The 2,095-nt window shown below is 60.3% G+C and carries 1 protein-coding gene; it reads left to right on the forward strand.

Translation table 11 applies throughout. From position 1 onward, the window contains the following. Positions 1-42 precede the first annotated feature (42 nt). Positions 43-2,070 carry a phage tail tape measure protein gene (locus tag AC5DDB_RS29800; protein WP_491743417.1) on the forward strand — a complete coding sequence of 676 codons (2,028 nt, stop codon included), beginning with the start codon at positions 43-45 and terminating at the stop codon, positions 2,068-2,070. Positions 2,071-2,095: the final 25 nt, after the last annotated feature.

Below are 2,095 nucleotides of genomic sequence, written 5' to 3' on the forward strand. Positions count from 1 at the left end.
CAACCGACCGCCTAAGCCCTGCAAACGATGGGACGCTAATCGATGGCCAGTGCATCCGCGATTAAGGCCGGACAAGCCTTCGTTGAAGTCTCGCTCCGCGACGGCGTTTCGAAGGCGTTGGGCAAGATCCAACATCGGTTGACGGCGTTTGGCTCGATGGTCACGCGGATCGGCCAAATCGGGTTCGGTGCCGGAGCTGCAGGCGTGGCTCTGTTCGCTCCGACTATCGCCGCCGCTGGCGATGCCGCCGAGACGATGAACAAGTTCAATGCTGTGTTCGGTGATCAGTCCCAGCAAGCGGGGGACTTTGCCGACGATCTGGCGAAACGAATCGGACGTTCGGCAGTCGACATCAAAGATAGCATGTCGGCGTTTCAAGCCATGTTCCGGGGACTCGACTTTGATCCGAGTTCAGCTCGGGAAATGAGTCAGGCCGTGCAAGCCCTCGCCCTCGACATGGCGAGTTTCTACAACCTCTCCGATGACGAGGCTGTAAGCCGCGTACGGTCCGCGTTGTCGGGTTCCGCCGAAGTGCTCGACCAGTTCGGCATCAACACCAAAGTGTCCGCGTTGAATCAGGAGTTTCAACGGCAAGATCCGAACTTGAACAACAACAATGCCACGGAGCAACAAAAGGTCCAAGCCCGGATCGCAATCATTCAACGGGCGATGCAAAACCAAGGGGCCGTCGGTGATGCTGAAGCGACGTCGGGCAGTTTCACCAATCAGATGAAGCGACTCGGGGCGGCCGTCACCGACGCGAAAGTTGCCATCGGTGAAGGTCTGTTGCCGATCGTCACCCCGTTGGTTACGCAGTTGTCGGCAGCAGCTCAGATGGCCGCCGGTTGGTTGAAGGAAAACAAACCCTTGGTGGCGTCGCTGTTCAAGCTGGCGGCCGGCGTCGCCGCCGGCGGGGCCGCGTTCCTAGTATTGGGACAGGCCGCCGGAGCTGGGGCGGGAATGCTCGGTTTGATGATCAAAGGCGTCGGACTGGTGACGGCCGGGGTCGGTGGATTGATCGGATTGGTGGGAACGGCCGCATCGGCGTTCACGTTGCTGGCGTCGCCGATCGGTCTGGTTGTCGGCGGGTTGACTGTCGCGGTCGCGTCGCTGGCCGATTTCGAGGGGGTCGGAACTCGCGTTGTCGGCACCTTGAAAACCCTGTTCGGGGATCTCAAGGCGACCGCGTTCGAGACGTTCGCCGGGGTCAAGGATGCGTTGGCCGCGGGGGATTGGGAACTTGCTGGCAAGACGCTATGGACCGGTTTGAAAGTCGCGTGGGAAATGGGCGTGACATCGCTCAAAGACATCTGGTTCAGTTTGAGTGCTCCGATCTTCGACGCCGCGACGGACCTGTGGACCGGGGTCGTTTCGATCGTCAACAATGCGTTCCGGCAAATTGAAAAACGGTGGGTTGAGTTCAAAGACTTCGCCGCCGATTCCGGGGCGGTGATCGGCAACACGGTCTTGGACATTGCCACGCTCGGGATTGGGTCCGAAGGCCGTAACGAAGCCATGTACCAAGGGATCAGCGAACGGGAACAAAACCGCCGCAAGCGACTGGCCGAAATCGACGCTTCGCAAAAACGGGAAACCGATGCCATCCGTGGCAACGGCGAAGCGATCAAGGCACGCCGGGAAGCCGAACGACAGGCCAGCCGCGACGCGGCCGCCGAACGCATCGAGGCCCTGAAGGCCGAAAGCCGGGAACTTCGCAAGCAAGCCGCCGAAGCGGCCAAGGCCGTGCGGTCCAGCGACCAGGCCGCTGGAATGCCTGGCGGGAAAGGCGAAAACCGGGTGGGTGGTGTACTCGGATTGATGCCCGAAGCCGCTAAGGCTGCCGAGCAATCCGCGAAAGCTATCCAAATGAGACGTCAAAATCTCGCTGTCGAACTTGGTACCGGCGAAGGCAATAAGGTCATTCTCGACGCGTTGCTTGGCCGTGAGAACCGGCCCGAACTCGAGGCGATGAAAAAGACCGCCGCCAACACCAAGAAGGCCGCCGACAAACTCGACAAGATCGAGAAGAACGGAAAGAACGCAATCCCGGTTAAACTCGAAGACGCGTGACCGTGAACCCGACCCGTTCATGCAC

The organism is Thalassoroseus sp., from assembly GCF_984380535.1.

What these genes read in the sequence shown, in the direction of transcription:
- AC5DDB_RS29800 (WP_491743417.1), top strand. Translation starts at nt 43, where the DNA reads ATGGCCAGTGCATCCGCGATTAAGGCCGGACAAGCCTTCGTTGAAGTC.